This window comes from Desulfurivibrio alkaliphilus AHT 2 (assembly GCF_000092205.1).
GTDB classification, from domain to species: Bacteria; Desulfobacterota; Desulfobulbia; order Desulfobulbales; family Desulfurivibrionaceae; genus Desulfurivibrio; species Desulfurivibrio alkaliphilus.
This window is the reverse complement of sequence record NC_014216.1, coordinates 1678828-1701616: the sequence shown is the minus strand read 5'-3', so window position 1 is coordinate 1701616 and position 22789 is coordinate 1678828. Positions and strand designations below refer to the sequence as shown.

At 57.6% G+C, this 22789-nt stretch carries 36 protein-coding genes; all 36 read left to right on the top strand.

Annotated features, from left to right (window positions below; all coding sequences use genetic code 11):
• The first annotated feature begins 12 nt into the window (after positions 1-12).
• The 36 genes from fusA to DAAHT2_RS07250 all read left to right on the top strand — a co-directional run bounded on the left by fusA (position 13) and on the right by DAAHT2_RS07250 (position 22770).
• Positions 13-2100, top strand: a complete 2088-nt coding sequence (fusA, locus tag DAAHT2_RS07420) for an elongation factor G (protein WP_013163678.1) — start codon at positions 13-15, stop codon at positions 2098-2100.
• 64 nt (positions 2101-2164) lie between these two features.
• The gene (gene tuf / locus DAAHT2_RS07415) at positions 2165-3355 is read left to right on the top strand and encodes an elongation factor Tu (protein ID WP_013163677.1); all 1191 of its coding nucleotides are present in this window, start codon (positions 2165-2167) and stop codon (positions 3353-3355) included.
• A 25-nt stretch (positions 3356-3380) separates the two neighbouring features.
• Positions 3381-3689, top strand: a complete 309-nt coding sequence (gene rpsJ / locus DAAHT2_RS07410; RefSeq protein ID WP_041719496.1) for a 30S ribosomal protein S10 — start codon at positions 3381-3383, stop codon at positions 3687-3689.
• Between the two features lie 38 nt (positions 3690-3727).
• The gene (gene rplC, locus DAAHT2_RS07405; RefSeq protein WP_013163675.1) at positions 3728-4360 is read left to right on the top strand and encodes a 50S ribosomal protein L3; all 633 of its coding nucleotides are present in this window, start codon (positions 3728-3730) and stop codon (positions 4358-4360) included.
• Between the two features lie 90 nt (positions 4361-4450).
• Positions 4451-5074 (top strand): 50S ribosomal protein L4, encoded by a 624-nt coding sequence (gene rplD / locus DAAHT2_RS07400; protein ID WP_013163674.1) that lies wholly within the window; start codon positions 4451-4453, stop codon positions 5072-5074.
• Positions 5071-5361: a 50S ribosomal protein L23 gene (gene rplW, locus DAAHT2_RS07395; RefSeq protein ID WP_013163673.1), complete on the top strand. Its 291-nt coding sequence runs from the start codon at positions 5071-5073 to the stop codon at positions 5359-5361. The genes rplD and rplW overlap by 4 nt, the downstream gene beginning before the upstream one ends.
• A 96-nt stretch (positions 5362-5457) precedes the next feature.
• Positions 5458-6279, top strand: coding sequence for a 50S ribosomal protein L2 (gene rplB / locus DAAHT2_RS07390; protein WP_013163672.1), 822 nt, complete (start codon positions 5458-5460; stop codon positions 6277-6279).
• Positions 6280-6305: 26 nt separating this feature from the next.
• On the top strand, positions 6306-6578 hold the full coding sequence (rpsS, locus tag DAAHT2_RS07385) for a 30S ribosomal protein S19 (protein WP_013163671.1): 273 nt from the start codon (positions 6306-6308) through the stop codon (positions 6576-6578).
• A 36-nt stretch (positions 6579-6614) separates the two neighbouring features.
• Positions 6615-6947 carry a 50S ribosomal protein L22 gene (gene rplV, locus DAAHT2_RS07380; RefSeq protein WP_013163670.1) on the top strand — a complete coding sequence of 111 codons (333 nt, stop codon included), beginning with the start codon at positions 6615-6617 and terminating at the stop codon, positions 6945-6947.
• A 58-nt stretch (positions 6948-7005) separates the two neighbouring features.
• Positions 7006-7671, top strand: coding sequence for a 30S ribosomal protein S3 (gene rpsC, locus DAAHT2_RS07375; RefSeq protein WP_013163669.1), 666 nt, complete (start codon positions 7006-7008; stop codon positions 7669-7671).
• A gap of 115 nt (positions 7672-7786) precedes the next feature.
• A complete protein-coding gene (gene rplP / locus DAAHT2_RS07370; protein ID WP_013163668.1) occupies positions 7787-8203 on the top strand; it encodes a 50S ribosomal protein L16 in 417 nt (138 codons plus the stop codon).
• On the top strand, positions 8200-8391 hold the full coding sequence (gene rpmC, locus DAAHT2_RS07365) for a 50S ribosomal protein L29 (RefSeq protein ID WP_013163667.1): 192 nt from the start codon (positions 8200-8202) through the stop codon (positions 8389-8391). The genes rplP and rpmC overlap by 4 nt, the downstream gene beginning before the upstream one ends.
• An 87-nt stretch (positions 8392-8478) precedes the next feature.
• Positions 8479-8742 (top strand): 30S ribosomal protein S17, encoded by a 264-nt coding sequence (gene rpsQ, locus DAAHT2_RS07360; protein WP_013163666.1) that lies wholly within the window; start codon positions 8479-8481, stop codon positions 8740-8742.
• An 89-nt stretch (positions 8743-8831) separates the two neighbouring features.
• Entirely contained in the window at positions 8832-9200 is a 369-nt protein-coding gene (rplN, locus tag DAAHT2_RS07355) for a 50S ribosomal protein L14 (protein ID WP_013163665.1), read from the top strand.
• 14 nt (positions 9201-9214) lie between these two features.
• On the top strand, positions 9215-9550 hold the full coding sequence (rplX, locus tag DAAHT2_RS07350; RefSeq protein WP_013163664.1) for a 50S ribosomal protein L24: 336 nt from the start codon (positions 9215-9217) through the stop codon (positions 9548-9550).
• A 220-nt stretch (positions 9551-9770) separates the two neighbouring features.
• Entirely contained in the window at positions 9771-10310 is a 540-nt protein-coding gene (gene rplE, locus DAAHT2_RS07345; protein ID WP_013163663.1) for a 50S ribosomal protein L5, read from the top strand.
• A gap of 25 nt (positions 10311-10335) precedes the next feature.
• Positions 10336-10521 (top strand): type Z 30S ribosomal protein S14, encoded by a 186-nt coding sequence (locus DAAHT2_RS07340; protein WP_041718874.1) that lies wholly within the window; start codon positions 10336-10338, stop codon positions 10519-10521.
• 41 nt (positions 10522-10562) lie between these two features.
• Positions 10563-10961, top strand: coding sequence for a 30S ribosomal protein S8 (gene rpsH / locus DAAHT2_RS07335; protein ID WP_013163661.1), 399 nt, complete (start codon positions 10563-10565; stop codon positions 10959-10961).
• A gap of 77 nt (positions 10962-11038) precedes the next feature.
• The gene (rplF, locus tag DAAHT2_RS07330; RefSeq protein ID WP_013163660.1) at positions 11039-11575 is read left to right on the top strand and encodes a 50S ribosomal protein L6; all 537 of its coding nucleotides are present in this window, start codon (positions 11039-11041) and stop codon (positions 11573-11575) included.
• An 83-nt stretch (positions 11576-11658) separates the two neighbouring features.
• Positions 11659-12024, top strand: a complete 366-nt coding sequence (gene rplR / locus DAAHT2_RS07325; protein ID WP_013163659.1) for a 50S ribosomal protein L18 — start codon at positions 11659-11661, stop codon at positions 12022-12024.
• Positions 12025-12060: 36 nt separating this feature from the next.
• Positions 12061-12558 carry a 30S ribosomal protein S5 gene (gene rpsE / locus DAAHT2_RS07320; protein ID WP_013163658.1) on the top strand — a complete coding sequence of 166 codons (498 nt, stop codon included), beginning with the start codon at positions 12061-12063 and terminating at the stop codon, positions 12556-12558.
• A gap of 25 nt (positions 12559-12583) precedes the next feature.
• A complete protein-coding gene (rpmD, locus tag DAAHT2_RS07315; protein WP_013163657.1) occupies positions 12584-12769 on the top strand; it encodes a 50S ribosomal protein L30 in 186 nt (61 codons plus the stop codon).
• Positions 12769-13215 (top strand): 50S ribosomal protein L15, encoded by a 447-nt coding sequence (rplO, locus tag DAAHT2_RS07310; protein WP_013163656.1) that lies wholly within the window; start codon positions 12769-12771, stop codon positions 13213-13215. Before rpmD ends, rplO begins: the two co-directional genes overlap by 1 nt.
• Positions 13216-13225: 10 nt before the next feature.
• Positions 13226-14530 carry a preprotein translocase subunit SecY gene (secY, locus tag DAAHT2_RS07305; RefSeq protein WP_013163655.1) on the top strand — a complete coding sequence of 435 codons (1305 nt, stop codon included), beginning with the start codon at positions 13226-13228 and terminating at the stop codon, positions 14528-14530.
• 15 nt (positions 14531-14545) lie between these two features.
• A complete protein-coding gene (gene map / locus DAAHT2_RS07300; protein WP_013163654.1) occupies positions 14546-15304 on the top strand; it encodes a type I methionyl aminopeptidase in 759 nt (252 codons plus the stop codon).
• 113 nt (positions 15305-15417) lie between these two features.
• Positions 15418-15645, top strand: coding sequence for a translation initiation factor IF-1 (infA, locus tag DAAHT2_RS07295; protein ID WP_013163653.1), 228 nt, complete (start codon positions 15418-15420; stop codon positions 15643-15645).
• A gap of 26 nt (positions 15646-15671) precedes the next feature.
• On the top strand, positions 15672-15785 hold the full coding sequence (gene rpmJ, locus DAAHT2_RS14310; RefSeq protein WP_013163652.1) for a 50S ribosomal protein L36: 114 nt from the start codon (positions 15672-15674) through the stop codon (positions 15783-15785).
• Positions 15786-15808: 23 nt separating this feature from the next.
• Positions 15809-16177, top strand: coding sequence for a 30S ribosomal protein S13 (gene rpsM, locus DAAHT2_RS07290; protein ID WP_013163651.1), 369 nt, complete (start codon positions 15809-15811; stop codon positions 16175-16177).
• Between the two features lie 36 nt (positions 16178-16213).
• Positions 16214-16606, top strand: a complete 393-nt coding sequence (gene rpsK, locus DAAHT2_RS07285; protein WP_013163650.1) for a 30S ribosomal protein S11 — start codon at positions 16214-16216, stop codon at positions 16604-16606.
• A 220-nt stretch (positions 16607-16826) separates the two neighbouring features.
• On the top strand, positions 16827-17456 hold the full coding sequence (rpsD, locus tag DAAHT2_RS07280) for a 30S ribosomal protein S4 (RefSeq protein WP_013163649.1): 630 nt from the start codon (positions 16827-16829) through the stop codon (positions 17454-17456).
• A 52-nt stretch (positions 17457-17508) separates the two neighbouring features.
• Positions 17509-18534: a DNA-directed RNA polymerase subunit alpha gene (locus tag DAAHT2_RS07275; protein WP_013163648.1), complete on the top strand. Its 1026-nt coding sequence runs from the start codon at positions 17509-17511 to the stop codon at positions 18532-18534.
• A 126-nt stretch (positions 18535-18660) separates the two neighbouring features.
• The gene (rplQ, locus tag DAAHT2_RS07270) at positions 18661-19059 is read left to right on the top strand and encodes a 50S ribosomal protein L17 (RefSeq protein WP_013163647.1); all 399 of its coding nucleotides are present in this window, start codon (positions 18661-18663) and stop codon (positions 19057-19059) included.
• 146 nt (positions 19060-19205) lie between these two features.
• Positions 19206-19427, top strand: a complete 222-nt coding sequence (thiS, locus tag DAAHT2_RS07265) for a sulfur carrier protein ThiS (RefSeq protein WP_013163646.1) — start codon at positions 19206-19208, stop codon at positions 19425-19427.
• A 1-nt stretch (position 19428) separates the two neighbouring features.
• The gene (locus tag DAAHT2_RS07260) at positions 19429-20202 is read left to right on the top strand and encodes a thiazole synthase (protein ID WP_013163645.1); all 774 of its coding nucleotides are present in this window, start codon (positions 19429-19431) and stop codon (positions 20200-20202) included.
• Positions 20195-21337, top strand: coding sequence for a 2-iminoacetate synthase ThiH (thiH, locus tag DAAHT2_RS07255; RefSeq protein WP_013163644.1), 1143 nt, complete (start codon positions 20195-20197; stop codon positions 21335-21337). The genes DAAHT2_RS07260 and thiH overlap by 8 nt, the downstream gene beginning before the upstream one ends.
• A 143-nt stretch (positions 21338-21480) precedes the next feature.
• A complete protein-coding gene (locus tag DAAHT2_RS07250; RefSeq protein ID WP_013163643.1) occupies positions 21481-22770 on the top strand; it encodes an IMP cyclohydrolase in 1290 nt (429 codons plus the stop codon).
• Positions 22771-22789: the final 19 nt, after the last annotated feature.

Genomic DNA, 22789 nt, shown 5'->3' with positions numbered 1-22789 from the left:
GGAGAGTTGGTCGTGGCGGCAGAGGATGATTTAGCGCGATTGCGTAATATAGGCATCATGGCCCACATCGATGCCGGTAAAACCACGACCACCGAGCGTATCCTGTTTTACACCGGGCGCTCGCACAAGATGGGCGAGGTCCACGATGGCAACGCCATCATGGACTGGATGGAGCAGGAGCAGGAGCGCGGCATCACCATCACCTCCGCCGCCACCACCTGCACCTGGGGCGAGCATCGGGTTAACATCATTGATACCCCGGGGCACGTTGATTTCACCATCGAGGTGGAACGGTGCCTGCGGGTTTTGGATGGTGCGGTGGCCGTCTTTTGTGCCGTCGGCGGGGTTGAGCCCCAGTCGGAAACGGTATGGCGCCAGGCAGACAACTACCGGGTGCCGCGCATAGCCTTCATCAACAAGATGGACCGCAGCGGCGCCGACCATGGGCGCTGTCTGCAAATGATGATCGACCGCTTGCAGGCAGTTCCTCTGCTGCTGCAGCTCCCGGTTGGTCGAGAAGAGAATTTTCGGGGTGTCATCGATCTCCTCAGCGAGAAGATGCTGCTTTTTGATGAGGCCTCGCAGGGGGCCAAGGTTCTTGAAGAACCGATCCCTGCTGATCTGCAAGAAGAGTCTACGGCCGCACGTATGGCCCTGATCGAGAAGTTGGCCGACTTCGATGATGGGGTCATGGAGAAATTCCTGGACGAACAGACGTTCACTGCAGCCGAACTGTATCAGGCAATCCGGGCAGCCACCCTGAAATTGCAGGTGGTGCCGGTGCTGTGTGGCAGCGCCTTTAAGAACAAAGGCGTGCAGCCCCTGCTGGATGCAGTGGTAAACTATTTGCCTTCTCCCCTGGATATGCCACCGGTGCATGGGGTCAACCAGGAGGGTGAGGAGGAGACCCGTAAGGTCGGGCTGAAAGAGAAGCTTTGCGCCCTGGCCTTTAAGATCACCTCCGACCCTTTTGTCGACAACCTTGCTTATGTGCGGGTCTATTCGGGGGTCTTGAAGGTCGGTGGCAAGGTTTACAATCCGCTCAAGCGCAAGCAGGAAAAGATCGGGCGGATCATGCGCATGCACTCCAACAAGCGTGAAGACGTCAAGGAGTTGCAGGCCGGTGAGATTGGTGCTGTGGTTGGCCTCAAGTTCACCACCACCGGAGATACGCTGTGTGAGTCCGGCGATTTTTTTGTCCTGGATGTCATGGAGTTTCCCGAGTCGGTGATCAGCGTGGCCATTGAGCCCAAGGGCAAGGCCGATGAGGAAAAACTGGCCGCCACCCTGGAACGGCTGGCGGTGGAAGACCCATCGTTCAGAGTTCGCACCGACCCCGACACCGGGCAGACCATCATCGCCGGGATGGGCGAACTGCACCTGGACATTATTACCGACCGCCTGCTGCGCGAGTTTAAGGTCGGGGTCAACGTCGGCCGCCCCCAGGTGGCGTACAAAGAGAGCATTTCCGCCGAGGCCAGGGCCGAGGTTAAGTTTGACCAGCCCACCCCCGGCGGTAAAGGCCAGTACGCCCATGTGGTGCTGGAGTTAACCCCCCGGGAGCGCGGCGAGGGTTTCAATTTTGTCAGCCGGGTGGCGGCGGAAGCCATTCCGCCGGCCCTGGTGGAGGCGGTTGGTAAGTCGGTGGCGGACAGCATGACCTCCGGGGTCTTGCTGGGCTTTCCCCTGATTGACCTGGAGGTGGCCCTGGTCGACGGCTCATTCCACGAAGAGGAGTCGACCCCGCAGGCCTTCGGAATCGCCGCCAACATGGCCTGCCGGCAGGGGCTGCTGGAGGCCCGGCCGGTGCTGCTGGAGCCGCTGATGGCGGTGGAGATCACCGTGCCCGAGAGCTTTATGGGCGAGGTTATTGCCGACCTCAACGGCCGTCGGGCCGCCATTATCGGCAATGACAGCCTGGGTGGCGATCTCAGGGTGATGCGGGCCAGGGTGCCGCTGGCCGAGATGTTCGGTTATTCCACCGACCTGCGCTCGGCCACCCAAGGGCGGGCCAACTATGCCATGCAGTTTCACAGTTACGAAGTGGTCCCGAGTCACCTGTCCGAGCAGATTATCCGGCGGGTCCGAGGCCTGGGATAGTAAGCAGAGAGATAAGCAATTGAGATTTTGCCTAAAAAAATAAAGTGCGCTGAGGAGAAGACCCATGGCAAAAGAGAAATTTGAACGCAAGAAGCCGCATGTCAACATCGGCACCATCGGCCATATCGACCACGGAAAGACGACGCTGACGGCGGCTCTTACCCGGGTGCTGTCGACCAAGGGTTACGCCAACGCAACGGCGTTTGATCAGATTGACAAGGCGCCGGAAGAGAAGGAGCGCGGTATTACCATCGCCACTTCCCATGTGGAGTACGAGTCCGATTCTCGCCACTATGCCCATGTGGACTGCCCGGGTCACGCCGACTATATTAAAAACATGATCACCGGTGCGGCGCAGATGGACGGCGCCATCCTGGTGGTGGGCGCCGACGACGGCCCCATGCCGCAGACCCGGGAGCACATCCTGCTGGCTCGCCAGGTAGGTGTCCCGTCCATCGTGGTATTCCTCAACAAGTGCGACATGGTAGATGATCCGGAGCTGATCGAGCTGGTGGAGATGGAGCTGCGCGAGTTGTTGAGCAAGTACGACTTCCCCGGCGACGATACCCCGATCATCCACGGCAGTGCCCTGAAGGCCCTGGAGAACCCCGAGGACGAAGCGGCCACCAAGCCGATCTGGGACCTGGTTGCAGCCTGCGACAGCTTTATTCCCGAGCCCAAGCGTGACGTGGATCTGCCTTTTCTGATGCCGGTGGAGGACGTGTTCTCCATCTCCGGTCGCGGCACGGTGGCCACCGGTCGGATCGAGCGCGGGGTGGTTAAGGTGGGTGAGGAGATCGAGATTGTCGGTATCCGCCCGACCCAGAAGACCACGGTGACCGGGGTCGAGATGTTCCGCAAGATCCTTGATGAGGGTCAGGCCGGCGACAACGTGGGCGTACTGCTGCGCGGCACCAAGCGTGACGAGATTGAGCGCGGACAGGTTCTGGCCAAGCCGGGGAGCATCACCCCGCACACCAAGTTCCAGGCCGAGTGCTATATTCTGAGCAAGGAAGAAGGTGGCCGCCATACCCCGTTTTTCAACGGTTACCGGCCGCAGTTTTACTTCCGGACCACCGACGTGACCGGGGTTGTGACCCTGGGCGAGGGCGTGGAGATGGTAATGCCCGGTGACAACGTCACCGTCGAAGCCGAACTGATCACCCCCATCGCCATGGATGAGGGCCTGCGCTTTGCCATCCGTGAAGGCGGCCGTACCGTGGGCGCCGGGGTTATTAATAAGATCATCGCTTAAGCAGGCGACGTAAGGAAAAATCATGATTAACACCCAGAAGATCCGTATTCGCCTTAAAGGCTATGACCATAAGTTGATTGATCAGTCCACCGGTGAGATCGTGGAGACTGCCAAGCGGACCGGGGCGGCGGTGGCCGGCCCCATCCCGCTGCCGACCTCGATCAACAAGTTTTGTGTACTGCGCGGTCCCCATGTGGACAAGAAGTCACGGGAGCAGTTCGAGATGCGGACCCACCGGCGGCTGCTGGATATTCTCGAACCGACCCAGCAGACCATCGATGCCTTGATGAAGCTGGAGCTCTCCGCCGGTGTTGATGTTGAGATCAAACTCTAAGCCCGCAAAGGCTTGGCAAGTAAACGACAGGTGCAACGATGTCTAAATTTATGGGTTTGCTCGGGAAAAAAATGGGGATGACCCGGATTTTTTCCGAAACAGGTACTGCCATCCCCGTCACCGTGATTGAGGCTGGCCCCTGTGTGGTGCTACAGAAAAAGACCCTGGCCAAAGAAGGTTACAACGCCATCCAGGTCGGCTTCGGCGCAAAGAAGGAGCAGCGGCTCAACAAACCGGAGAAGGGACATGCGAAGGCCGCCGGCAAGGGCGGATTTTATCATATCAAGGAGTTTCGCGTGGCCGATCCCGATGCTTACGAGCTTGGTCAGGAGATTTCCATGACCGAGATTTTCAATGTCGGCGAACTGGTTGATGTGCGCGCGCGCAGCAAGGGCCGTGGCTTTCAGGGTGTAGTCAAGCGCCATGGATTTAAAGGTGGCCGGGCCACCCACGGTTCCATGTTTCACCGGCGCCCCGGTGCCATTGGCTGCAGCGCCTGGCCGAGCCGGGTTATTAAGGGCAAGAAAATGCCCGGACAGATGGGCGATCAGTTTGTCACCAAGAAAAACTGCACCATTGTCGATATCCGACCCGAGCAGAATGTACTGGTCGTAAAAGGTGGAGTTCCCGGCGCCAAAGAGGGCCTGGTTCAGATCTATAAGAAATCGTAAAGATTTAGCAGCGCCGCAACCTGCGGCGAAAATTCCGGCGTGCGCTGTCCGAGCCCGCGCCGGCCTGCTGCGATGACAGGGGGTACCGAAATGGCGGTTACAGAAGTTTACAATATTAAAAAGGAAAAGGTGGGAGACGTCGAGTTGGACGACGCCCTTTTCGGGGTCGAAGTCAACCCCCATCTTTTGCACGATATAGTGCGGATGCAGCGTGCCAACCGGCGGGCTGGCACCGCCTGCACCAAGACCCGCAAGGACGTAAGTGGCAGCGGAAAAAAACCCTGGCGTCAGAAGGGTACGGGCCGGGCCCGGGCCGGCAGCCGCAAGTCGCCTGTGTGGCGCGGTGGTGGCACTGTTTTCGGCCCTCGCCCGCGCAGCTACGCCTTTTCCATGCCGCGCAAGGCGCGTAAGCTTGGCCTGCGTATGGCGCTTAGCTCGCGCTGTGCCGACAATCTGCTGGTGGTGCTGGATGATTTTCAGTTGGATGAAATCAAGACCAAGAAATTTGTTGAGGTCATGGACGGTTTCTCCATCGATAACGCCCTTATCGTTGTGCCGGAGAGCATTGAAACCCTGGAGCGTTCTTCTCGAAACGTTCCCGGCTTCAAAGTAATGCCCACCGAGGGGCTGAACGTTTATGACATCCTGCTGCACAAGCACATCGTGCTGCTGCAGCCCTGTATTGAGCAACTGCGGGAGAGGCTGCTGACATGAAAAATATCTACGAGGTGCTCAAGCGTCCCCGTCTGACGGAAAAAAGCATGGGCCTGCAAGAGAGTTTTAATCAGGTGGTGCTGCAGGTGGATCGCCGGGCCAACAAGAGTGAGATCAAGCAAGCGGTGGAAGAGCTGTTCAGTGTTAAGGTGGACAAGGTTCGGACCGCCAATATGACCGGCCGCAGGAGGCGGATGAGCCGTTACGTCGGTCGTACCTCCGACTACAAAAAGGCCTTTGTTACCCTGAGCGCTGATAGCAAGCTGGACTTTCTTGAGGAGCTGTAACCGAACGCATAGGGTAGTTCCCCCCGGCAGAGGCTCTGGCAACGAAACTTTTTGGGACCAGAGGCCCCGCCGGGAAAAAACTGACTGGAGTTGCAGATGGCACTGAAGACATATAAACCGACATCTCCCGGCCGCCGGACCCTGGTGACCGTGGTAAATGAAAACCTGGCCAAGGAACGCCCGGTTAAGGGGCTGGTGCGCAGTCTGAAAAAAACCGGCGGCCGCAACAACAACGGCCGGGTCACTTGCCGGCACCAGGGCGGTGGCCATAAGCGCAAGTACCGGGTGATCGATTTTAAACGTAGCAAGGTCGATATCCCCGCCAAGGTCGCCAGCATTGAGTACGATCCCAACCGCAGCGCCAATATCGCTCTGCTGCAGTACGTCGACGGCGAGAAGCGCTATATTCTCTCGCCCAACGGGATCAAGGTCGGTGATGTGGTCGAGGCTGGTGACAACGTCGACATTAAGCCCGGCAATTGCCTCCCCATGGGTAATATGCCCCTGGGCAGCACCATTCACAATATCGAGATGAAAATCGGCAAGGGTGGTCAGCTGGTGCGCAGCGCCGGCGGCTCGGCCCAGTTGATGGCCAAGGAAGGCGATCATGTGCTGGTCAAGCTGCCCTCCGGTGAGGTGCGCCGCCTTCATCGCCGTTGCCGGGCCAGTATCGGCCAGGTCGGCAACATCGAACATGAAAGCAGAAAATTGGGCAAGGCGGGTCGCAGCCGCTGGTTGGGACGGCGTCCCGAGGTCCGTGGCGTGGCCATGAACCCGGTTGACCATCCCATGGGCGGTGGCGAAGGCAAGAGCTCCGGTGGCCGGCATCCCTGCACACCTTGGGGTGTGCCGACCAAGGGTTTCAAGACCCGTGGGCGGAAAGCCAGCGATCGCGATATTGTCAAGAAAAGATCCTAATCATCCTTAATTAAGGGGGAGCATAAGTGGCACGCTCGATTAAAAAAGGACCGTTTATTGATGATCACCTGATGAAGAAGGTGGTCAAGGCCAGAGAAGAAGGATCCCGCAAGGTTATTCAGACCTGGTCGCGGCGTTCGGACATTATCCCGGAGATGATTGGGCTGACCTTTGCCGTCCATAACGGCAAGAAGTTCATTCCGGTGTTTGTTTCTGAAAACATGGTAGGGCATAAGCTGGGCGAGTTTTCGCCCACCCGGACCTACTATGGTCATGCCGCCGGCAAGAAGAAGAAATAATCGTAAGAGTTAATTGATATAAGGAGTGGAATGGCGATGGAAGCTAAAGCGCTGGTCCGGAACATCCGGATCTCACCGCAGAAAGCGCGGTTGGTAGCCGATCTGGTACGGGGCCGCGAGGTGGGTGCCGCGTTGAACACCTTGCGATTCATGCCCAAAAAGGGTGCCAGAATTCTACGCAAGCTTATCGAGTCGGCGGTGGCCAATGCCAGCCAGAATGAGACCACGGATGTGGATAACCTCTACATTAAAAGCATCCATGTCGATGGTGGGCCCATGCTGAAGCGGATCCGCCCCATGGCCATGGGGCGGGCCGGCCGGATTCTCAAGCGGACCAGCCATATCACGGTTGTGCTGGACGAACAATAAACCTTCGCGCCAGCGAAGGCCGGCGTTGGAACCACTATTTTGTTAATGGAGGATAATTTTGGGCCAGAAAGTCAATCCAATCGGTTTGCGGCTGAACATTGTACGGACCTGGGATTCCATTTGGTACGCCGATAAAGATTATTCCAGAAATATTCTGGAGGATCAGGATCTCAAGAAATACCTGAAAAAACGCCTGTTTCATGCTGGTGTTTCTAAAATTCAGATCCTGCGGACCGGAGATAAGATCCGGGTTAAGCTGCATACCGCCCGGCCTGGCATCGTGATCGGCAAGAAGGGCTCCGAGATCGACGCCTTGAAGGCCGACCTGGAGAAGCGTACCGGACGGGTCTGTGCCGTGGATATCCAGGAAGTACGCCGGCCCGAGGCCGACGCCCAGCTGGTGGCGGAAAATATCGCCCAGCAGCTGGAGCGGCGGATCGCCTTTCGCCGGGCGATGAAAAAGTCGGTAAATATGGCCTTGAAGTTTGGTGCCAAAGGGATTAAAGTTGCCTGTTCCGGTCGGTTGGGCGGAGCGGAGATGTCCCGCCGGGAATGGTACCGCGAGGGACGGGTACCCCTGCACACCCTGCGGGCTGATATCGATTACGGTTTGGCCGAGGCCCGTACCACCTACGGGATTATCGGCGTCAAGGTCTGGATTTTCAAAGGCGAGGTCCTTGCTGAAGAGGACTACCGCGGGGTTGAAGAGCAGGTGCAGGCCTGAGATTGCCCGCCGGGCACATAGTGGAGAAGCTGCGGAAAGCCGGGACAGCAGAGAGGTCTTGCCGGCCGGCAGCAAAAAGCAAATCAACCAACGTTAACGACCACAGGTTAAGAATATGCTGAGTCCAAAGAAAGTCACCCACAGAAAGGTTTTTAAAGGCCGCATGACCGGTGCAGCGCACCGGGGATCGTCCATTGCTTTTGGCCAGTACGCCCTTAAGGCTGTGGGTTGTGGCTGGATGTCAGCCCGGCAGATCGAGGCCGCACGTATTGCCATCAACCGTAAGGTTAAGCGTGGCGGCAAGATGTGGATTCGGGTTTTTCCGGACAAATCCTATACCAAGAAGCCGGCTGAAACCCGCATGGGTAAAGGTAAAGGCAGCCCCGAAGGCTGGGTGGCTGTGATCAAGCCGGGGCGGATTCTTTACGAGCTGTCCGGGGTAGATGCCGATCTGGCCCGCGAGGCCCTGCGGCTGGCGGCCAATAAGCTGCCGTTTCCCACCAAAATTATCGAGCTGGATACGACGTTATGAAAATCAAGGAACTCCGTGAATTAAGCGGTGAAGAACTGGCTAGCCGGTTGCGCGAACTGTCCGAGGAGTTGTGCCGGTTGAAATTCAGGCACGGAATTCGGCCCCTGGAGAACACCGCCAGGATTCGTCAGACCCGTAAGACCATCAGCCGGGTTAAGACTCTGTTGCGTGAAGGCAGCGCGAACTGAATTATTGCGCGTTTGCGTTATTAATCGGGAGCCAGGGCGCTGCCGCAGGCAGAGCTGCCCAAGACTTCTTCAGCTGGGATAGATCAAATGAGTGCAGAACAGCAAGGTAGCAAGAAAACCAGGGTCGGGCTGGTGGTAAGTAACAAAATGGACAAGAGCATCGTGGTCCAGTCCACCACCATGACCCCCCATAAGCTCTACGGCAAATACATTCGTAGCCAGACCAAATGCATGGCTCATGATCCCGAGAACCTTTGCAATGTCGGTGATCGGGTGCTGGTTGAGGAGTGTCGTCCCTTGAGCCGGCGCAAGCGCTGGCGCCTGCGGGCCATCCTGGAAAAGGCTGTCTGAGCAGTAAGTAATTGAGCAATGCTTCCTAGAGCGATTCCCGCCGGCAGCGGGTATCGAGTTGAATGACTGCCGGATAAGCAGGTGAAATCATGATTCAGACACAAACAGTACTTAATGTGGCCGACAACTCCGGGGCCAAGAAAGTGATGTGCATCCGGGTTCTGGGCGGCACCGGCCGGCGCTATGCGGGCATTGGTGATGTGGTGGTGGTTTCGGTTAAAGAGGCGATCCCCAACGCCAAGGTTAAGAAGGGCGATGTGGTCAAGGCCGTGGTGGTTCGGACCAGCAAGGAGATTCGCCGCCAGGATGACACAACAGTGCGCTTCGATGAAAATTCCGCGGTGCTGGTAAACAATGCCGGCGATCCGGTGGGAACCCGTATTTTCGGTCCCGTGGCACGTGAATTGCGGCCCAAGGGCTTTATGAAGATTGTTTCCCTGGCTCCGGAAGTTCTTTAAGGCAAGGATAAAAAATGCACAACGCTAAAACTCATATCAAGGTTAATGACCGGGTCGAAGTGATCGCCGGTGGTGACAAAGGCCGGGTCGGTAAGGTAATCCGGATCGACCGCAAGCGGGGCCGGGCCGTGGTGGACAAGATCAACATGATCAAGCGCCACACCAAGCCCAGTGCCCAGAATCAGCAGGGCGGAATCATCGATAAGGAAGCGCCTTTGGCCATTTCCAATCTGATGCTGATCTGCCCCAAGTGTGCCAAAACCTCGCGAGTGGGCCGCAGGGTTCTGGAAGACGGCACCCGGGAGAGAATTTGCAAAAAATGTGGTGAGTCCGTAGAGGTTCCGGCCTGAGAGAGGCTGGGTTTTTATAACCAGCACGGGTCCACGAACCGATAAGCAACAACCACATACCAGGATCGATAATACCGGTAATTGAACGGGCGGTGATTGTTCGCCATGCCGCGCAAACTCAGGACAGCCCAAAGCGACGCAGGAAGCAGCAAGCCTGGCTGGGTACCTGAAAAGCGGCGCGGCTGGATGATTACCAAGAAGGCGCTGGAGGCCTTTAAGTATGGCAGGAATGAGACAATATTACCTCGATGAATGTGTTCCCCAACTCATGAAGGAGTTTGGTTACAGCAACATCATGGAGGCTCCGAAGCTGGAAAAGGTGACCCTTAACATGGGCCTTGGCGAAGCCGTGCAAAACCCCAAGATCGTTGAGAGTGCCGGCCGCGAACTGACACTCATTGCCGGGCAGAAGGCGGTGGTGACCAGGGCCAAGCGGTCTATAGCCACCTTCAAACTCCGCGAAGGGATGCCCATTGGCTGCCGGGTAACCCTGCGGGGCGATAGGATGTACGATTTCCTGGCCAAGCTGGTTCATGTGGCTTTGCCCCGGGTCCGCGACTTTCGCGGGATCTCCGCCAAGGCCTTTGATGGCCGGGGAAACTACTCCCTGGGGATCAAGGAACATATCATCTTTCCGGAAATCGACTACGACAAGATTGACAAGATAAAAGGTTTGAACATTGCCATTACGACTTCGGCTAAAACGGATGCCGAAGGCCGTTTCTTGCTGAAGGCGATGGGCATGCCCTTTAAAAAGTAACATTGATAAGGGCGGGAGGCTTGAGTTGGCTAAGAAATCGATGATCGCTAAATGTAACCGGAAGCAGAAGTTCAAGGTACGTGAGTACAATCGCTGTGGCCTGTGCGGACGGCCGCGGGCTTATTACCGTAAATTCGGGGTCTGCCGGATCTGTCTGCGTAACCTGGCCTCAAACGGCGAGATTGCCGGGGTTACCAAGTCAAGCTGGTAGTTGGCGGGGCTGAACAAACATTAAAACAGGAGTTTTAAGCGATGGCGATGAGTGATCCGTTGGCTGATATGCTGACCAGGATTCGTAACGCCGGTATGGCAGGGCACGAAAGCCTTGAAATGCCGCATTCGAAGATCAAGGCCGGGATGGCTGCGATCCTTAAGCAGGAAGGTTACATCGATGACTTTCAGGTCAGCGAGGACGACAAGCAGGGTATTTTAAAGATTACCCTGCGCTACGATGACCGCCGCCAACAGGCGATCACCGGCATTAAGCGGTGCAGTAGCCCCGGCCGCCGGATTTATGTCAAACATGACCGGATTCCCAAGGTTATGAGTGGCCTGGGGGTAGCGGTGCTGTCGACTTCCAAAGGGGTCATGACCGATAAGCAGGCCCGTGAGCAGAAGATCGGCGGCGAGTTGCTGTGCCAGGTCTGGTAAGGCGTTGAATTGAGTTGATACGCGTACGGTAGCCGGGGCACCAGCTCTTCGCTACGGTTTTGATAAGGAGCGACAAGATGTCGAGAATAGGCAGAGAACCAATTACCGTCCCCGACAAGGTGAAGGTGGATATCAAGGGCAGCCAGGTGACGGTTACCGGCCCCAAGGGCTCCCTGGATCGCCAGGTGCGTCCCGAGATCGCCCTGGAGCAGGAAGATGGCCGGGTCATGGTTAAGGCCAAGGACAGCAGTCAGCGGACCATTGCCTTTACCGGGCTTACCCGCACCCTCATCAACAATATGGTGATCGGGGTGGAAAAGGGCTTTGAGAAAAAGCTGGTGGTGGAGGGTGTTGGTTACCGGGTGGAGGTTAAGGGTGATGCCCTCAACCTCAACGTGGGTTATTCCAACCCGGTGCACTTTCCTCTGCCCGAGGGTGTCTCGGCCGCGGTGGAAAAGAACACCCTGACCCTGCAGGCCATGGATAAAGAGCTGCTTGGCGAAACGGCGGCCAGGATCCGGGCGGTACGCAAGCCGGAACCCTACAAAGGGAAAGGCATTCGTTACGAAGACGAGCGCATTGTCAGGAAGGCCGGCAAGACCAAGGCCAAATAAGCTTTAACTTAATGTTGCCGTTGGCGGCACCGGGCAAGCCCGGGTCGTCTGCTGGAATAAACCGGTAGTACAGGTAAGGAAAAATGGCAAAGACAAGCATGAGGGCCGCGGCCCGCGAGAAACGGATCAAAAGGATCAGAAAAAATATCACCGGTACGGCGCAGCGCCCCCGCTTGCGGGTTTTTAAGAGTGCCCGCCATATCTATGGTCAGCTCATAGATGACAGTGCCGGCCATACCTTGGCTGCCATGAGCACCAAGTCCAAGGACTTCCAGCCGAGCGAGGAAAAGGGCAAAATCGCCCTGGCCAAGCAGGTTGGCCTCCGCCTGGCGGAGCTGGCCAAGGCCAAAGGGGTGGAAGAGGTGGTTTTTGACCGTGGCGGATATATTTATCACGGTAGGGTTAAAGCCCTTTCCGATGGCGCCCGTGAAGGCGGTTTGAACTTTTAATTATTTTATCAGCTTGGGGGTGTCACCTTGGCGGAAATGAGAAACAGCAGCAGCGATGATCAGCTGATTGAAAAAATCGTATTTATCAACCGAACGGCCAAGGTCGTGAAAGGCGGCCGGCGGTTTCACTTCAGCGCCATCGTCGTGGTAGGAGACGGCAACGGCAAGGTAGGGTACGGGCTTGGCAAGGCCAACCAGGTGCCGGAAGCGATCCGTAAAGGGGTGGAAAAGGCCCGCAAGGATATGCAGTCGGTGGCCCTCAATGAAGTGAGCATCCCCCATGAGATCATGGGTAAGTTTGGAGCTGGTCAGGTTATGCTCAAGCCTGCTGCTGCCGGTACTGGCGTTATTGCCGGCGGTCCGGTGCGAGCGGTGCTGGAAGCGGCCGGGATTAACAATATTCTGACCAAGTGCATTGGCTCCCACAACCCCCACAACATGGTCAAGGCCACCCTGGACGGCTTGCGCCGGCTTCGTAATCCGGCCAAAGTGGCTAGAATGCGGGGCAAAAGCGTAGAAGAAATTACTTTTTAAGATTAGAGCGAGGCCGAGGTAAATCATGGCTGGAAATGAACTTAAGCTGACCTTGCGCAAAAGCGCCATCGGCAGCACCGACAAAATTCGTCAGACCCTGACCGGTCTCGGTTTAACCAGAACCCACAAGACCATGATCCGCAAGGATACTCCGGAGATTCGGGGCATGGTCGCCAAGGTCCGTCATCTGGTGGACGTGGAGGAAATATAATGTTGAATTTGAGCAATCTTTCACCCCATCCCGGCTCTCGTAAACCCAAGAAGCGGGTGGGTCGCGGACCCGGCACCGGCCATGGTAAGACCTCCGGCCGGGGTCATAAAGGCTACAAGGCCCGTTCCGGCAGCGGCATCAAGCCAGGTTTTGAAGGCGGCCAGATGCCCCTGCAGCGGCGAATCCCCAAACGCGGCTTCCGCAATCCCTTTCGCAAGGTTTACGCCGTAGTCAACGTGCAGGACCTGAATCGGTTTGAAGCCAATGCTCAGGTTGACCGCGCCGCCCTGGTGGCTGCCGGGCTGGTTTCGGCCAAGGAGCAGGGGATCAAGATCCTGGGTGACGGTGAGTTGACCGTGGCGTTGCAGGTTAGTGTGGACAAAGTCAGCGACTCTGCCCGCAGTAAAATTGAAGCCGCCGGCGGTTCGGTAACCGCTGCGGCCTGAGGGGTAATTAATGCAGGCAGGTGTTGGTAGTGCCGCCGGAATTCCGGAGCTGCGCCGGAGAATTTTCTTTACGCTGGCCATGCTCGCGGTATATCGGGCCGGGGTGCAAGTGCCCACGCCCGGGGTCAACGGCGAGGCGATAACTGCTTTTTTTGAGCAGGTCGGTGGACTGTTTGATATGTTCAACATGTTCTCCGGTGGGGCTTTGGAAAACTTTTCCATCTTTGCCCTGGGGATCATGCCCTATATCAGTGCCTCCATTATCTTTCAGCTGCTCACCGTGGTGGTGCCCTACCTGGAGGCCCTGAAGAAGGAAGGGGAGTCCGGCCGGCAGAAGATCACCCAGTACACCCGTTATGCCACCATCGGCCTGGCCATGATCCAGGGGATAATCATCAGTATCGGCCTGGAAGGGATGACCGCTCCGGGCGAACTTCCCATCGTCATTGAGCCGGGCTGGGGATTTCGGCTGACGACCATGATTACCCTGACCTGTGGCACCGCCTTTGTCATGTGGCTGGGTGAACAGATGACCGAGCGGGGGATCGGCAACGGCATCTCGCTGATTATCTACGCCGGGATTCTGGCCAGTATGCCCGCCGCCATCGCCAACACCTTCCAGATGGCCGGCACCGGCGAATTGCCCATGGTATTTCTGCCCCTGCTGCTGGTTATGGTGCTGGCGGTTACCGGCTTCATAGTCTTTGTGGAAACCGCCCAGCGGCGGATTCCGGTGCAGTACGCCAAACGTATGGTCGGTCGCCGGATGTACGGCGGCCAGCAGTCGCATCTGCCGCTGAAAGTGAACATGGCCGGGGTTATTCCGGCAATTTTTGCCTCCTCGCTGATGATGTTTCCGGAAACCATGGGGAACTTTATTCACATCGACTGGGTGCAGCGGGCCAGTGCCTTCATGGCCTGGGGGAGCCTGCCGCATACGGTGGTTTTTGTCGTTTTTTTGATTTTCTTCTGCTTTTTCTATGTGGCGGTGACTTTTAATCCCGTCGATGTGGCGGATAATCTGAAGCGTAATGGTGGCTTTGTCCCCGGGGTCAGGCCCGGCAAGAAGACCGCTGATTTCCTGGACAAGGTGATTACCCGCCTGACCGTGGTCGGGGCGGCTTACATGAGTGCCATCTGCGTATTGCCGACGGTATTGATCAACGAATTCAACGTCCCCTTTTACTTCGGCGGTACGGCCCTGCTCATTGTAGTGGTGGTTTCCATCGACACCATCGGGCAGATTGAATCTCATACCATGATGCGTAATTACGATGGTTTCCTCAAGCAGGGCCGTTTCAAAGGAAGGCGTTAACGGGGCGGTCGATTGATGGCAAAAGCGGCGGTCCTGAAGTCGGCGGCGGAAATTGAGATCATGGCGGAGGCCAATCGGATTGTGGCCGGTGCCCTGGCCATGCTCCGGGAACGGATTAAGCCTGGGGTGAGCACGGCCCAGCTTGACGCCTGGGCCGAAGAATATGCCCGCGGCCGCGGAGGAGTGCCGGCATTCAAGGGCTATCGCGGCTTTCCCGGTAGCCTCTGTGTATCGGTCAATGAACAGGTGGTGCATGGCATTCCCTCACCCAAAGTTACTTTGCGGGAGGGGGACATTGTCAGCATCGACTTTGGCGTGAAATGGCAGGGCTTCTACGGCGATGCCGCCATCACCGTGCCGGTGGGGGAAGTATCCTCCCGGGTCAGGGAGTTGCTGCTGGTTACCCAGGAATCGCTGGAGCGTGCCATAGCCCAGGTCCAGGTAGGCAAGCGAATCAATGACATTTCGCGGGCTGTCCAGGACTACGTGGAAGAGCAGGGGTTTTCGGTGGTGCGCCAGTTTGTCGGCCACGGGATCGGCAGCCAGTTGCACGAACCGCCGGAAATACCTAACTACGTGCGCAGCAACGGCTCACCCCGCCTGGTGGCGGGCATGGTGTTGGCCATTGAACCCATGGTTAACATGGGCACTGCGGACGTTAAGATACTCTCCGATGGCTGGACGGTTATTACTACGGACCGGAAATTCTCGGCCCACTTTGAACATTCGGTGGCAGTGACCGATAATGGCCCGCGGGTACTAAGTACTTTATGAGTCCCGGCGGGCAGGTTGCAAAAAATAAGCGGCATTTTTTTTTATTTAGAGTATAGTGCCAAATTTTCAATTTGCCGACCGCTGATGTCGGCCTGCGGAGTAGACAGATAGTTATGTCGAAGGAAGAACCGATTACGGTCGAAGGGACCATCATCGAGCCGTTGCCCAACGCCATGTTTCGCGTTGAACTGGACAACGGTCATCGGGTGCTGGCCCATATATCTGGTAAAATGCGAATGCATTTCATTAAAATACTGCCCGGTGATCGGGTCACGGTGGAGCTTTCTCCCTATGATCTGACCCGCGGTCGGGTGACCTTTCGCTCCAAGAACAAGCGATAGGTTGGTTAACTTTACGAGGTGCGGTCATGAAAGTTCAGGCTTCCGTCAAAAAGATATGCAGCGAATGCCGAGTCTTCAAACGCAAAGGCGTATTGCGGGTTTCTTGTAAGATCAAGAAGCACAAGCAGCGTCAGGGATAATTTTTTGGTAACGGAGGAAAACCTTGGCACGTATAGCTGGTGTTGATATTCCCAAAAACAAGCACATGGAAGTGGCGCTGACCTACATTTACGGGATCGGCCGTCCTTCCGCCCGCAGGATCCTGGATCTGGCCAAACTGCCCTACGATCGTAACAGCGACGAATTGACCGATAACGAGGTCGCCGAAGTACGGCGGATTATCGAAGAGGATTATGTTGTTGAAGGTGATCGTCGTCGTGAGGTCGGGATGGATATCAAGCGGTTGATGGACCTGGGATGTTACCGTGGGTTGCGTCACCGTAAAGGTCTGCCATGCCGCGGCCAGCGGACCAGTACCAACGCGCGGACCCGTAAAGGACCTCGTCGCGCTGCGGTCAAGACCAAGAAGTAGCAGGTAAGATCAAAAGGAACGTAATCAGGAGCAGCAATGGCTAAGCCCAAAACCGCGCGTCCGAAGAAAAGGGACAAGAAAAATATCCCCGAGGGGATCTGCTTTATTAAATCAACCTTCAACAACACCATCGTTACCTTTGCCGACCAGCGTGGTAACGTGATTTCCTGGTGCAGTTCCGGCTGCCTTGGCTTTAAGGGATCGCGCAAGAGCACTCCTTTTGCAGCCCAGAACGCGGTGGAAACCGCGGTGAAAAAGGCCCAGGAGCACGGGTTGCGTAAGGTTGAAGTGCGGGTCAACGGTCCGGGGCCGGGCCGCGAATCGGCGATTCGTGCCCTGCAGGTGGCGGGGATTGAGGTTAACTATATCCGCGACATGACCACCCTGCCCCATAACGGGTGCAAGCCCCCCAAACGACGTCGCGTCTAGTAAAAGCTGCTGCAGCAGCGCAACATCGGGCGATCGGCCCGGCTTGCGTACCTGAGGTACGCGGCGCCGGACCGCTTGCCCGTATTTGCACTGCTGCAACAGCTTTTACTCCACAGTGAGCGACCGGGTGCTAACTGGGTTGGCAATGGATGCTGGGTTGGCGTTGTCGAAGATTTGAGATTATTCAGTATTACTAAGACGTAAGCTTAGGAGAAACAAAGTGGCCAGATATACAGGTGCGGTTTGCCGGCAGTGTCGGCGGGAAAAATTGAAGCTCTTTTTGAAAGGAGACCGCTGTTACTCCGACAAGTGCTCGTTTGAACGCCGGTCTTATGCTCCCGGCCAACACGGCCAGGCGCGTTTGCGGAAGGTGTCCGACTATGCTCTGCAGCTGCGCGAGAAACAGAAAGTAAAACGGATTTACGGCATGCTGGAAGATCAGTTTCGCCGTTACTTCGATGAGGCTGAGCGCCGCCGTGGGGTAACTGGTGAGATTTTGCTGCAGATGCTGGAATCCCGGCTGGATAATGTGGTCTACCGGCTGGGCTTTGCTGCCTCCCGTAATCAGGCCCGTCATCTGGTGCGGCATAATCACTTTTTGCTCAACGGTCGCAAGGTCAATATTCCCTCCCTGCAGGTCAAGGTTGGCGATGTAATCACCCTGCGGGAAAAATCCCGAGAGGTGGAAGCCATCAAGGAAAGCCTGGCCGCCGTGGCCCGGCGTGGGGTGCCTACCTGGTTGGAACTCAACCAGGATGCCTTCAGCGGCACGGTTAAAAGCGCTCCGGATCGTCAGGAACTGACCATGCCGATTCAAGAGCAGCTGATTGTCGAGCTTTACTCCAAGTAATTGCTGACCAGCCGACCCCTTCTAATCTCAGCCAGGGAAGAGCAGGACTGAAATGACGAAAGAGAACGATACATTTTATCGCAACTGGCATGACCTGATTTTTCCGGAAAAGCTTGAGGTTGACCAGGATACCCATACTGCAAGCTTCGGAAAATTTATCTGTCAGCCGCTGGAGCGTGGCTTTGCCACCACCATCGGCAACTCCCTGCGGCGGATTCTGCTGTCGTCCATTCGTGGGGCGGCCATTACCTCGGTGAAAATTGAGGGGGTGCTGCATGAACTCTCCACCATCCCGGGGATCAAGGAAGACGCCACCGAGATTATTCTGAACCTAAAAGAAGTGCGCCTGCGCCTGCACTCCGGCGAGGCCAAAACGGTTCGGATTGAGAAGAAGAAAAAAGGGGTGGTAACCGCCGGCGACATTATTGGCGATCCTCAGGTTGAGGTAATGAACCCCGAACAGCATATCTGCACCATCACCGGAGACGGCAAGTTTGATGCCGAACTGGAAGTTGACTGGGGCAAGGGTTATGTGCCGGCGGAGCGCAACAAGCGTGAAGATCAGCCCATTGGCGTGATTCCCCTGGATTCCGTCTTTACCCCCATCCGCAACGTTAGGGTAATCACCAGTCAGGCCCGGGTCGGTCAGCAGACCGACTACGACAAGCTTACCCTGGAGATTACCACCGACGGCAGCATCCTGCCCGAGGATGCCTTGGCCTATGCCGCCAAGATTCTCAAGGAGCAGATGCAGGTCTTCATCAACTTCGATGAGAGTGCCGTGGTACCGGTGAAAAAGGAGAAAGAGAGCGGCGAGCAGCCCCAGCTCAACGAGAATCTATACCGCAGCGTAGAGGATCTGGAGCTTTCGGTACGCTCGGCCAACTGTTTGCGTAACGCCGAGATTCGCCATATCGGCGAGCTGGTGCAAAAGACCGAGGCCGAGATGCTGAAAACCAAGAACTTCGGCCGTAAGTCTTTAAACGAGATCAAGCAACTGCTCTCCGAGATGGATCTCTACCTGGGTATGAAGATCGATGGCTGGGAACCGCCAGCTGATGAGCCTGAAGAAGAGTAAACGTTCTGAGGTTAGGGCGCGAGACGGTTCAACGCATACACTGAGCCGGCCGGATCAACAGATGAACGGGTCTGCTGAAAGAATTAGTGGAATGAATTTATAAGCGGTCTTTGTGAGGATATAATCATGCGACATAGAAAAAGCGGCAATCGCCTTTCTCGTACCACCCCGCACCGGCAAGCGATGATACGCAACATGGTGACTTCACTGCTCCAGCATGAGCGGATCGTTACCACGGTTGCCAAGGCCAAGGAGGTGCGCAAGGTGGCCGACAAGATGATCACGCTGGGCAAGCGCGGCGATCTTCATGCCCGCCGGCAGGCTCTGGCGGTGGTTCGCGACAAGAAAGTGGTGGCGAAACTCTTTGATACCCTGAGCCAGGAGTATAAAGAGCGGGCCGGCGGTTACACCCGGATTATCCGAACCGGCCAACGGGTGGGCGATGCTGCTTCCATGGCGATCCTGGAAATGGTGAATTACCAGGAGAAGGAAGACCAGGCATCAGAAGCCGCCGCGGCAGAATAAGCCCCAGCGGCCATGGATAGGGCAAGCCAGCTTGCCCCAGATCGCAACAAAAGCCGGCATAGACTGCCGGCTTTTGTTGTTTGTGGCTTAACCCTTCAGCAGCCCGGCTGAAGGTCTATTTTTACCGAGATCAACCCTGTTAACCGATGGATAATTCTACCGACCGCATCACCATTACCTGCAACGGCCAGCCGCGCCAGGTAGCCGCCGGCAGCACGGTGGCTACCTTGATCCGCGATTTGGCATTGGAGCCGCAGCAAGTGGCGGCGGAACTCGACGGCCGGGTGCTCAACCCGGAGGAACTGGCGGTAACCGAACTGTCGGCCGGAGCGCGGTTGGAACTGATTCGTTTTGTGGGAGGAGGTTGAGATGTTGAACATTGCCGGCCGGAATTTTCGCTCCCGGCTTTTCACCGGCACCGGCAAGTTCTCTTCGGCCGCCGTGATGAGGGCGGCCCTTGAGGCCTCCGGCAGCGAAATGGTAACCGTGGCTCTGCGCCGGGTGGACCTGGCTGACCCTGCCGATGATATTATGAGCGTACTCGATCGGGAGCGCTTCTTTTTCCTTCCCAACACCTCGGGTGCCCGTGATGCCGCCGAGGCCGTGCGCCTGGCCAAACTGGCCCGGGCGGTGGGGGGAACCAACTGGTTGAAACTGGAAGTTACCCCCGACCCCCGCACGCTGTTGCCCGATCCGGTGGAGACCCTCAAGGCCACCGAGCAACTGGTGGCCGACGGCTTTGTGGTGCTGCCCTACATAAACGCTGATCCCATCCTGGCCCTGCGTCTGCAAGATGTTGGGGCGGCGGCGGTGATGCCTCTGGGATCACCCATCGGCACCAACCAGGGACTGCAAACCCGGTTGCAGGTGGAGATTATCATCGAGCAGGCCAGGGTACCGGTGGTGGTGGATGCCGGCTTGGGGCTGCCTTCCCACGCCGCCGAGGCCATGGAGCTGGGGGCCGACGCGGTGTTGGTCAACACGGCTATTGCGGTGGCCTCCGACCCGGTAATGATGGCCCGGGCCTTTGCCGCCGCCGTTGATGCCGGACGCCTGGCCTATGAGGCCGGCCCGGGCGAGCGTCGGTCACAGGCCGAGGCCTCTTCCCCTGTGCAGGGGCTTGATTTCTTACGTGATGAATAACGTTACCGGCCAAGCTGTGCCGCCTTTCCGCCTTCCCGAGTTCAGCCAACTGCAAGCCCGCATTGCCGCCAGTACGCCGGCCGACGTGGAACGGGCCTTGCGCCGGCCCCGCCGCAGTGACACAGATCTGGCGGCCCTGCTCTCAGCGGCGGCCGAACCCCGCCTGGCGGAAATGGCAGACCTGGCCGGACGTTTGACCCGGCAGCGTTTCGGCCGGGTGATCCAGCTTTACGCCCCGCTTTATCTTTCCAGCTTCTGTGCCAACCGCTGCCTTTACTGCGGGTTTTCGGTGGAAAACCGTATTGAGCGACGGGTGTTGGCCCTGGAAGAGGCGGAAAAAGAGGCCCTTATCCTGGCCCGCCGAGGGTTCAGCCATATCCTGCTGGTAGCCGGTGAGGCGCCGGCCCGGCTGGGGGTCGACTATCTGGCCGAACTGGCCACTCGCCTACGCCACCGCTTTGCCTCCATCGCCATTGAAGTGCAACCCCTGACCAGGGATGAGTACGCCCGGCTCTTTGCCGCCGGGATCACCGGGGTGGCGGTTTACCAGGAAACCTACGATCGGCGCACCTACGACCAGGTTCATATCGCCGGCCTTAAAGCCGACTACGATCGCCGGCTGGAGATTCCCGCCCGGGTGGCCCTGGCCGGTATGCGCGAAGTCGGCCTGGGGGCTCTGCTGGGCCTGGCCGACTGGCGAGCCGAGGGGCTGGCGCTGGGGTTACACCTGGCTTATCTGCGCAAGCTGGCCTGGCGCACGGCGGTAACCATTTCCTTTCCTCGCCTGCGCCCGGCCGCCGGCGGCTTCGCCCCGTTGGTACCGGTCAGTGAAAAAAATCTCAGCCAACTGCTGTTTGCCCTGCGCCTTTTTGACGAGGATGTGGGGCTGGTGCTCTCCACCCGCGAGGAGGTCCGTTTCCGGGACGGCATGATCGGCCTTGCCCCAACACGTTATTCCGCTGGCTCCTGCACCATTCCCGGCGGCTACGGCGATACCGGCGCCACCGGCGAGCAATTTTCCATTGGCGATTCGCGCAGCATCGAAGAGGTGGCCGCCGCCATTCGGGCCAAGGGCTTCGATCCGGTCCGCAAAGACTGGGATGCGGTGTTCCAGCAAGCCGGCTCTCAGCAGTAACCGGGCCAGGGCCGGATAAGCTTGCCATGCGCTTGATTCTTTGCTAAAACTTGTCGGCGCTGCACAAAAAACAGCGGCCTCCAACTTAACTTCGCTTTGTCGCTTATGCCCCTTTCATCATATAAATAAAAAGGAGTCGAGCAATGGCTGATCTGAAAAAGATGTACACCACCATCCTGGGCGATCACTTCCCCATGGACATGACCATCACCTTCGGTGACCAGACCATGGTTTACCGCAAACGCACCTGGAAGCTGACCCAGGATGACGGTACGGTGGAAGAGCGCGGCATTCGCTACGGCGAAAACCCCGATCAGGAGGCGGCCCTCTATGAGTTGGTGGGTGGTAACCTGACCCTGGGCGATTGCCGCTTTATCGAGCCGGGCCATGGCCTGGTCAGCGGTATCAAGGCCGCCGACATGCTGCAGGTGGGCAAGCATCCGGGTAAGATCAACCTCACCGACATCGACAACGGCCTCAATATCATCAAGTACCTGATGGACCGGCCGGCGGCGGTGATTCTCAAGCACAACAATCCCTGTGGCGCGGCCTACGGTAAAGACCTGGCCGACGCCTTCAACCGGGCCAACCGGGCCGACCGCATCGCCGCCTTCGGCGGGGCGGTGGTCCTCAACCGTCCCTGCGACAAGGCCACCGCCGAACTGCTGAGCCAGAACTACCTGGAGGTGGTCTGCGCCCCGGAATTTGACCAGGGTACCCTGGAGATTTTAGGTCAGCGTAAAAACCTGCGGGTGGTGCGGATCGACCGCCTCGACCGGCTGGCGGAATTTGAAAAATTCCGTTTTGTCGACTTCAAAAGCCTGATCGACGGCGGCCTGATCGTTCAGCAGTCGGCGGTTAATTCCATCCGCAGCGCGGCGGATCTCAAGCCGGCGGCGGCCACTTGGAAGGGTGAGGAGTACAAGGTGGAGCGGGAGCCCGACGCCCGGGAGATCGACGACATGATCTTCGGCTGGGCGGTGGAACACGGGGTGACTTCCAACTCGGTGATCTACGTTAAAGACGGCTGCACGGTGGGAATCGGCACCGGTGAGCAGGATCGGGTCGGGGTGGCGGAGATCGCCGTGCACAAGGCGTATGTAAAATATGCCGACCTGCTCTGCTTCGACACCCACGGCATTCCGTACGCTCAACTGGCCTTGGAGATTCAGCAGGGCAAACGGGACAAGGCCCAGCAGGAAGAGATCGACGCCAGGACCAAGGCCGACCGGGCCGGCCTGCCCGGCTCGGTGATGATCTCCGACGCCTTCTTCCCCTTCCGCGACGGGGCCGATGTCGGCATCAACCAGGGGGTTTCCGCCATCCTCCAGGCCGGCGGTTCGGCCCGGGATTTCGAAACCATCGTCGCCTGCAACGAGGCCGACCCCAAGGTGGCCATGAAGTTCACCGGCCAGCGCTCTTTCAAGCACTAACAGTAAGGTAAGTGGTCAT

Coding starts and splice junctions, on each gene's coding strand:
- tuf (WP_013163677.1), top strand. CDS start 2,165: ATGGCAAAAGAGAAATTTGAACGCAAGAAGCCGCATGTCAACATCGGC.
- rplC (WP_013163675.1), top strand. CDS start 3,728: ATGTCTAAATTTATGGGTTTGCTCGGGAAAAAAATGGGGATGACCCGG.
- rplD (WP_013163674.1), top strand. CDS start 4,451: ATGGCGGTTACAGAAGTTTACAATATTAAAAAGGAAAAGGTGGGAGAC.
- rplW (WP_013163673.1), top strand. CDS start 5,071: ATGAAAAATATCTACGAGGTGCTCAAGCGTCCCCGTCTGACGGAAAAA.
- rplB (WP_013163672.1), top strand. CDS start 5,458: ATGGCACTGAAGACATATAAACCGACATCTCCCGGCCGCCGGACCCTG.
- rplV (WP_013163670.1), top strand. CDS start 6,615: ATGGAAGCTAAAGCGCTGGTCCGGAACATCCGGATCTCACCGCAGAAA.
- rplP (WP_013163668.1), top strand. CDS start 7,787: ATGCTGAGTCCAAAGAAAGTCACCCACAGAAAGGTTTTTAAAGGCCGC.
- rpmC (WP_013163667.1), top strand. CDS start 8,200: ATGAAAATCAAGGAACTCCGTGAATTAAGCGGTGAAGAACTGGCTAGC.
- rpsQ (WP_013163666.1), top strand. CDS start 8,479: ATGAGTGCAGAACAGCAAGGTAGCAAGAAAACCAGGGTCGGGCTGGTG.
- rplN (WP_013163665.1), top strand. CDS start 8,832: ATGATTCAGACACAAACAGTACTTAATGTGGCCGACAACTCCGGGGCC.
- rplX (WP_013163664.1), top strand. CDS start 9,215: ATGCACAACGCTAAAACTCATATCAAGGTTAATGACCGGGTCGAAGTG.
- rplE (WP_013163663.1), top strand. CDS start 9,771: ATGGCAGGAATGAGACAATATTACCTCGATGAATGTGTTCCCCAACTC.
- rpsH (WP_013163661.1), top strand. CDS start 10,563: ATGGCGATGAGTGATCCGTTGGCTGATATGCTGACCAGGATTCGTAAC.
- rplF (WP_013163660.1), top strand. CDS start 11,039: ATGTCGAGAATAGGCAGAGAACCAATTACCGTCCCCGACAAGGTGAAG.
- rplR (WP_013163659.1), top strand. CDS start 11,659: ATGGCAAAGACAAGCATGAGGGCCGCGGCCCGCGAGAAACGGATCAAA.
- rpsE (WP_013163658.1), top strand. CDS start 12,061: ATGAGAAACAGCAGCAGCGATGATCAGCTGATTGAAAAAATCGTATTT.
- rpmD (WP_013163657.1), top strand. CDS start 12,584: ATGGCTGGAAATGAACTTAAGCTGACCTTGCGCAAAAGCGCCATCGGC.
- rplO (WP_013163656.1), top strand. CDS start 12,769: ATGTTGAATTTGAGCAATCTTTCACCCCATCCCGGCTCTCGTAAACCC.
- secY (WP_013163655.1), top strand. CDS start 13,226: ATGCAGGCAGGTGTTGGTAGTGCCGCCGGAATTCCGGAGCTGCGCCGG.
- map (WP_013163654.1), top strand. CDS start 14,546: ATGGCAAAAGCGGCGGTCCTGAAGTCGGCGGCGGAAATTGAGATCATG.
- infA (WP_013163653.1), top strand. CDS start 15,418: ATGTCGAAGGAAGAACCGATTACGGTCGAAGGGACCATCATCGAGCCG.
- rpmJ (WP_013163652.1), top strand. CDS start 15,672: ATGAAAGTTCAGGCTTCCGTCAAAAAGATATGCAGCGAATGCCGAGTC.
- rpsK (WP_013163650.1), top strand. CDS start 16,214: ATGGCTAAGCCCAAAACCGCGCGTCCGAAGAAAAGGGACAAGAAAAAT.
- DAAHT2_RS07275 (WP_013163648.1), top strand. CDS start 17,509: ATGACGAAAGAGAACGATACATTTTATCGCAACTGGCATGACCTGATT.
- rplQ (WP_013163647.1), top strand. CDS start 18,661: ATGCGACATAGAAAAAGCGGCAATCGCCTTTCTCGTACCACCCCGCAC.
- thiS (WP_013163646.1), top strand. CDS start 19,206: ATGGATAATTCTACCGACCGCATCACCATTACCTGCAACGGCCAGCCG.
- DAAHT2_RS07260 (WP_013163645.1), top strand. CDS start 19,429: ATGTTGAACATTGCCGGCCGGAATTTTCGCTCCCGGCTTTTCACCGGC.
- thiH (WP_013163644.1), top strand. CDS start 20,195: ATGAATAACGTTACCGGCCAAGCTGTGCCGCCTTTCCGCCTTCCCGAG.
- DAAHT2_RS07250 (WP_013163643.1), top strand. CDS start 21,481: ATGGCTGATCTGAAAAAGATGTACACCACCATCCTGGGCGATCACTTC.